This window comes from Actinomyces sp. oral taxon 180 str. F0310 (assembly GCF_000185285.1).
Lineage (GTDB): Bacteria > Actinomycetota > Actinomycetes > Actinomycetales > Actinomycetaceae > Pauljensenia.
This window is the reverse complement of record NZ_GL622194.1, coordinates 1,510,080-1,516,750: the sequence shown is the minus strand read 5'-3', so window position 1 is coordinate 1,516,750 and position 6,671 is coordinate 1,510,080. Positions and strand designations below refer to the sequence as shown.

Annotated in this window: 6 protein-coding genes and 1 pseudogene; 1 reads left to right on the top strand and 6 read right to left on the bottom strand. The window is 69.4% G+C overall.

Annotation, left to right across the window (positions count from 1 at the left end; translation table 11 throughout):
* Positions 1–221 precede the first annotated feature (221 nt).
* Positions 222–467, top strand: a pseudogene (locus HMPREF9006_RS06470) (LLM class flavin-dependent oxidoreductase); the annotation flags it as partial.
* A gap of 36 nt (positions 468–503) precedes the next feature.
* Here the strand turns inward: HMPREF9006_RS06470 and HMPREF9006_RS06465 are convergent.
* The 6 genes from HMPREF9006_RS06465 to HMPREF9006_RS06445 all read right to left on the bottom strand — a co-directional run bounded on the left by HMPREF9006_RS06465 (position 504) and on the right by HMPREF9006_RS06445 (position 6,637).
* The gene (locus HMPREF9006_RS06465; protein ID WP_034232221.1) at positions 504–2,408 is read right to left on the bottom strand and encodes a heavy metal translocating P-type ATPase; all 1,905 of its coding nucleotides are present in this window, start codon (positions 2,406–2,408) and stop codon (positions 504–506) included.
* Positions 2,405–2,773: a Cd(II)/Pb(II)-sensing metalloregulatory transcriptional regulator CmtR gene (gene cmtR, locus HMPREF9006_RS06460; RefSeq protein WP_003780589.1), complete on the bottom strand. Its 369-nt coding sequence runs from the start codon at positions 2,771–2,773 to the stop codon at positions 2,405–2,407. The genes HMPREF9006_RS06465 and cmtR overlap by 4 nt, the downstream gene beginning before the upstream one ends.
* Before the next feature lie 88 nt (positions 2,774–2,861).
* Entirely contained in the window at positions 2,862–3,317 is a 456-nt protein-coding gene (locus tag HMPREF9006_RS10355) for a hypothetical protein (protein WP_017195603.1), read from the bottom strand.
* A gap of 37 nt (positions 3,318–3,354) precedes the next feature.
* On the bottom strand, positions 3,355–4,641 hold the full coding sequence (locus HMPREF9006_RS10350; protein ID WP_083806948.1) for a relaxase/mobilization nuclease domain-containing protein: 1,287 nt from the start codon (positions 4,639–4,641) through the stop codon (positions 3,355–3,357).
* Positions 4,638–5,228, bottom strand: coding sequence for a hypothetical protein (locus HMPREF9006_RS06450; protein ID WP_009212769.1), 591 nt, complete (start codon positions 5,226–5,228; stop codon positions 4,638–4,640). The genes HMPREF9006_RS10350 and HMPREF9006_RS06450 overlap by 4 nt, the downstream gene beginning before the upstream one ends.
* Positions 5,225–6,637, bottom strand: coding sequence for a Rep family protein (locus HMPREF9006_RS06445; RefSeq protein ID WP_232209844.1), 1,413 nt, complete (start codon positions 6,635–6,637; stop codon positions 5,225–5,227). The genes HMPREF9006_RS06450 and HMPREF9006_RS06445 overlap by 4 nt, the downstream gene beginning before the upstream one ends.
* Between the last annotated feature and the right edge of the window lie 34 nt (positions 6,638–6,671).

Genomic DNA, 6,671 nt, shown 5'->3' with positions numbered 1-6,671 from the left:
CGCCCCGCCGCAACGCCCCGCCCCAGCGCCCCGCCCCAGCGCCCCGCCGCAACGCCCCGCCCTGCCGCAGCGCGACAATGGTCTGCCAGGATGTCGCGTCACAAGAACGGCAACTGACCCCATCAACACGTTGTGGCCTATCGTCCGACCGCTCCGCTTCTATCTCGCATCCCACACCCGATATGATTGAAGATTCAACTGGATGGTCGTAGGCTGACGCCATGAAGTACGTTGGATTCCTCAGCTTCGGCCACTACTCGAACGGCCCCCGCCATGGCATAACCGCTGCCCAGTCCCTGCACCAGGCAATCGACCTTGCGGTTGCTGCCGACGAGATCGGCGTCAACGGCGCGTTCTTCCGCGTCCACCACTACGCGCCCCAGGCGGCTGCACCCATGCCCCTCCTGTCGGCCATCGCCGCGCGCACCAAGGCCATCGAAGTCGGCACCGGCGTCATCGACATGCGATAGCGCATGTCTGAGTTATGGCGTTGGACGGAACACCTATTGCTCGCGGGCACGCGCAGCCCGCAGTCCGTTGGCGATGACGACGACTTCGGCGACCTCGTGCACGAGGACGACCGCTGCCAGGCCGAGCACGCCGGTGATCGCCAGCGGCAGCAGCACAGTGATGATCGCCAAGGACAGCACGATGTTCTGGTTGATGATCCTGCCGCCGCGGCGGGCGTGGCGCAGAGCCTGCGGGATGAGGCCGAGGTCGTGGCCGGTGAAGGCGACGTCGGCGGACTCGATCGCGGCGTCGGAGCCGGTCGCGCCCATCGCGATGCCCACGGTCGCCCCGGCCAGGGCGGGCGCGTCGTTGATGCCGTCGCCGATCATCGCGGTCGGCGACGTCTCCGAGAACCCGGCGACGATGCGAGCCTTGTCCTCGGGACGCAGCTCGGCGTGCACGTCGCCGATCCCGGCCAGCTTCGCCAGCGCAGCAGCGGTGCGGGAGTTGTCGCCGGTGAGCATGCTCACCTCGACGCCCTGGTCGCGCAGGGTCCGCACGACCTCGGGGACCTCGGGGCGCAGCTCGTCGCGGACGCCGATCGCCCCGGCCAGGAAGCCGTCGACGGTGACGAGCACGCAGGTCTGCCCCTCGGCCTCCAGGTCCTCGACCCGGGCCTTGAGCGGACCGGCGTCGATCCAGCGCGGACTGCCCACCGCCACCCTGCGGCCGTCGACCAGGCCACCGATGCCGTGCCCGGCCTCCTCGGCCACGTCCTGCGCGGCGGGGGTTCCCCGGCCCGCGGCGGCGATGGCGGCGGCGAGTGGGTGCGTCGAGTGCTGCTCCACGGCGGCAGCCCAAGCAAGCACCTGCGCATCGTCGAACCCATGGGCGGCGACGATGGCGGTTACCTCGGGCCGGTTGCGGGTCAGAGTGCCGGTCTTGTCCACGGCCAGGTGCCGGATGCTGCCGAGGCGCTCGAAGGCGGCCCCGCTCTTGATGACGACGCCGAACTTGGTCGCCGCGCCGATCGCGGAGACCACGGTGACGGGCACCGCGATCGCCAGCGCGCAGGGGCTGGCCGCGACGAGGACGACCAGGGCGCGGGTGATCCAGGTCTCCGGGTCGCCGAGCAGGGACCCGAGCACGCCGACGAGGACGGCGAGGACCATCACGCCGGGCACCAGCGGGCGGGCGATCCGGTCAGCGATCCGGGCTCGGTCGCCCTTCTCGGCCTGGGCCTGCTCTACCAGCTCCACGATCGTGGTCAGCGAGTTGTCGGTGCCCGCGGCGGTCGCCTCGACCTCCAGCACGCCGGCGCTGTTGATCGCGCCCGCCGACACCGCTTCTCCGGGCGCGACCTCGACCGGGATCGATTCACCGGTGATCGCCGAAGTGTCCAGGCTCGACCGGCCCGAGCGGACCAGCCCATCGGTCGCGACCCGCTCGCCAGGGCGGACCAGCAGCACGTCGCCGACGGCGATCTCCCTGGCCGGGACCGAGGCGGAGGTCCCGTCGCGCAGCACGGTCGCGGTCTCCGGCACGAGCTTCAGCAGCGCGCGCAGCCCGCCGCGGGCGCGGTCCATCGCCTTGTCCTCCAGGGCCTCGGCGATCGAGTAGAGGAACGCCAGCGCGGCCGCCTCCTCGACGTAGCCGAGGATCACCGCGCCCACAGCGCTGATCGTCATCAGCAGCGCGATCCCGAGCTTGCGCTTCACAACGAGATTCCGGATCGCACCGGGCACGAACGTGTACGCGCCCAGCAGCAGGCCCGCCCAGAACGCGACCAGCGCCGCGATGTGCAGCCCCGACCACTCCAGCGCCAGGCCGGTGCCGAACGCGACGCCGGAGAGGATCGGCACGACCAGGCCGGGATCACGCCACCACCGGCGCTCTGCCTCCTCTGCCTCGTCCGCGGGGCTGGTCGTCGGCTCGTCGCAGCCGCAGGCGGCGCTCACGAGGCGTCCCCCGAACTGCTCGCGGCGCAGCAGCCCGGCACCGAGCAGGCCGGGTCGATGCACGGCGCGCTCTCGTCCACGGCGAGGGTCACATCGACCAGTGCCGTCAGCGCCGCGGCCAGGTGCGGGTCGGCGATCTCGTAGCGAGTCTGGCGGCCCTCGGGCTCGGCGACCACGATCCCGCAGTCGCGCAGGCAGGTCAGGTGGTTGGACACGTTCGAGCGGGTCAGCCCCAGCTCGCGCGAGAGCACCGCGGGGTGGCTCGGGCTGTCGAGCAGGGACATCAGGATGCGGGAGCGCGTCGGGTCGGCCATGGCCCGGCCGAGCCGGTTCATGACGTCAAGACGCGAAGCAATGGTCAGCATGCACTGAACTATACAGCAGCAGCTGACCTAATGTCCAGTTGTCGCGGCTGCCGCACGCGCTGCGCGCGCTTGCCCTCGTGAGGCGTGATCACCTCTTGCGCCAGCGGGGCCACTTCGGCATCCCGCGGCCCTTCCAGGTCTCCACGAGACCCGCAACCCAGCGGACGGACGCGAAGAGCCCGTAGCCGGCCCCGGCGAGGCCAGCGCCGACCACGAGCCACCGGCCGATGCCGAGCCACACGCTCCCGTCCACGTCCAGCGCCCACTGAACACCCGTGATGAGCCCGGCGATGCCCATCCAGAGACCGGCGACGACCACGGCCACCGGCAGGAGAACGAGGCACATCGCGGCGGCGGCGGACCAGAGCTGTCGCGCCTCCAGCTTCGCCGTCGCGGCGATGATCCGCTCCGCCCGCGCGTTCGAGGCGTCGAGGCTCGCGGTCATCGTGGCCGAAGCCTCCCCGGCGACCTGCTCGACAGCCTTCTCGACCCGTTCCTCGGTGCGCTTCTCGATCCGCTGGACCGCGCCGCCGACCTGGCTCACGAGCTTCTGGTTCGCTGTGACCTGCGCCTTCAGACCCTCAATCGCCGAGGCCGTAGCCGCGCGATTCTTCTGCGCCTCCGCGACCAAGCCCCGCGACGCGGCGTTCAAGCTCTCGCCGTTGAGACTCTGCGCGAACTCGCCGAGCGTGCTCGCGATCTCGTTCTGCCTGCTCTCGATACTCGCGATCCTCGCGGACACGTCGCTGGAGGGCGAGGAGGTCGACGCCGGGGCCGTGATCCGCTCCAGCCGCCTCGTCGTCTCCTCGTCCATGACCTTCACGAACCCCGCGAGCTTCTTCTGCTGTTCGGTCAGCGTGGCAATCCTCGTGTTCTGCGCCTCGACGGCGGCGAGGATCGAGGTCAACAGCTCCATCGTCTCCGGACTGCCGAGCTGCTGCTGCGACTGCTCGGGCTCGTTCTGCTGCTTCAGCCTGTCGAGCGCTGCGCTCATGTTCCTTCTCCTTCTGCTGCTGGTGGTAGTCGAAGAACGCTTGCGCGCCCTCCGGGGTGAAGTCCGCCGAGAGGGTGCTCGCGCGCTTGCGGCGCTCGGCGCGGCCGGACTCGCCGCGGCGATCCTCGATGTAGAGCGTCCAGGTCTCTTGCCCGGCGCGCTTGCCCTTCTTGCTGACGGGGCTGTGCAACCGCATCCGCGGCACCCGCTCCCCGTCATCGCCGAGCCGCTGGTTCTGCTCCTCGATCACCGAGACCAGACCTGCCTTGTCCACCGCCCGGGGATCGGCCAGCGCCGCGCTCATCCGGTCGCCCATCTCGCGGTCGAGCGATCCCTCGGCGAAGTCCTCGCGGCGCAGCTCCCAGTCCTTCGGTGCGTGCTCCAGCCGCTTCACGACCGAGAGCCCGTGTTCTCGCATCAGCTGGTCGTTCGCCGACTGGACGCCCCGCTGATTCCCGGCCTTGCGGTCGTGGAACGTGCGATAGTCCGAGAGCGCCTTCCCCGTCCGGTTGTTGTGGTTGATGACCAAGATGTGGTTGTGCGGCTTCTTGCCCCGCCCATCCACATGACTGACTACGAGGCAGTCGGAATCCGGGTGCATTTTCTTCGCGAGCTGATAACCGAGATCGTTCACCCGCTGCACGTCCTCCGGACTCTTCGGGTCGAACTCCTCGTCGCTGAACGACTGGCGGTAATGCACCGCCTCGACCTCGCGCGTCGTGTTCTGCGTGAGCGACCGAGCGCGCGCCGAGAACGCGCCGGGGCCTCCCGGCACATCGCACGTGATCGCGATGCCCCGCTCGTCCTCCTTGCCACGGATATAGCGCTCCGTGTCGGCGGCGCTGGCGCTCGGGCTGTAGTGCGTGGTGCTCATGAGGCCGCCCGATCCCCGAGCAGGGCGCGGACCTCGCGCAGCAACTCGATCAGCTCGGGCACCTCCGCCGACAGCGCCACTGACTCACCAGCCCGCGCCCGGCGGTCGAGGTCGTTGACGTTGATCGCCAGCGGGCGAATCTGCGCGGCCAGCTCGCGAGCATCCGCCGACGCCTGCACCCGCGCCTCGACCCCGAGCAGGTGCGCGGCCACGGCGGCGTCCAACTCCTCGCTCCGAGAGGCGTGGAGGGCATCCCGGACGACGGTCCGCACCCACGTGCTCGGAGCCAGCCCGAGCCGCTTCGCACGAGTGCGAAGCGCCGCAAGCGTCTCCTCTCCGAAGTCGGTATCGAGCTTCGCGCGGCCCCCACGACGACGCTTCGCGCCGCCGTGACTCTGACGCACAGCCTCCGCATCAGCCCGACCGGTGTTCACCTGGGAGTCGGTCTGCTGCTCCACCTGTACGCCAGAGTGGCAAGCAGTAGCCGTGTCGGACATTTCGCTGGCGCTCATGTCCTCCCCGGCTGCTTGCGAGGGGCCTCCGGCCCCCTCGACCCCCTGGAAGAGCGCATCGCGTTCGGTGCTCATGCGGCACCTCCGATCAGCGCCAGCGGCACGTCAGGGCTCCGCACCGCGAGCCCGCCCAGCAGCTCAGCAACCGCGCCCTCAGCGTCATGTTCCGCCGAGGTCTCCGGACCGTAGGTCAGTTCCCGCGACCCGACGTTCTGGTGATACGCGTTGCCGTACATGCCGGGCGTGTGTGCGGCGGTCGGGATGCTGCACTGGTGCCACTCGTAGGGCTCGATCTTCCCAATGTGCTGCACGAGGTAACGATTGATGTCGTCGGCACGATAGACCTTCACGACCGAGGCCAAGCGGCGGATGAACTGGTCCAACGCCTCGTCCACGTTGCCCTTCTGGCGGGCGTAGTAGAAGAACTCGACAGGCTCGATCGTCGCCGTGATGACGATAAGGCGCGGGGCCACCTCGCCCTTGTTCTTGTACCGAGCCTTCGCAGGCGAGGCGTTGTACGGATCAAGCAGCAGCAGCCAGTCGTTCGCATCCATCGCCGAGGCCCGCAGATCGTCCAGCAGCAGCACCTCCTCGCCTCGCCAGTCATCAAGCGGGTTCCCCGTCGCGGCCCGGTAGACCTGCCACCGCTCGCCGTGCGCGTTCGCCGCGTTGATCGCCTCGGTGATGAAGTCCGTGGCGAACCGGGTCTTGCCGATCCCGGCATCCCCATGGACGAACACCACGTGCGTCGAGAACTCACCGGCGCGGAGCTTCGCCGCCGCCCGGTATGCGCGGCGCTGGCCGTAGGCCGACAGCGCGTCGTCGATCTCCCGCTGATGCCGCGAGTAGATGTCGAACAGCTCGTCCGTGAGCATGATCTGATCCCGCGTGAACTCGCCCTGGAGCACGCGCTCGCGCATGTCCTCGAAGTTCTCGGCGACGACCTTCTTCTTCACGTGCGCGCGCCCCTTGAGCCAGGTCTCCCGACGCTGGGCGTCGATCCCGAGGTAGTCAGGCCCACGCACCGTAGCGACCTCCGAAGGCGCGTATTGGTGCTTGTCCGCGTACTTCACGTGCGTCAGATACGACAGCATGTTGTCGTAGGCGTACCGCCCGCGGCCCGGCTTCTCGACGTACTGGGGCTCGACGCCGATGCCGAACGCGAGCCGATCCAGCGGTGCGCTCTTCGCACGGCTGGCGAACTTGATGACCGCGTGCAGGTGATCGGGCTTCGGCTCGATCACCAGAGCCTTTTCCGTGTCGCTCCAGACCTCGCGCTCGTCCTTGTCATGCACGATGCCGTCGGCCTCGACGACCTCGCAGCCGGTGGCCTCGAGCCGCTGCACCATGTAGGCGAGGATCGCCTCGGCTCCCTGCTGGAGCAGCGCGGCCCCGTTCGGGTCCTCGGCAGCCCAGGTCCAGTACGACGGATCGAGGTACTGCGTGAGCCCGATGCTCGTCGGGTTGTTCTCCTGCTTAGCCACGGCGACCACCCCCGCCGCGGACAGCGCGGAGGGC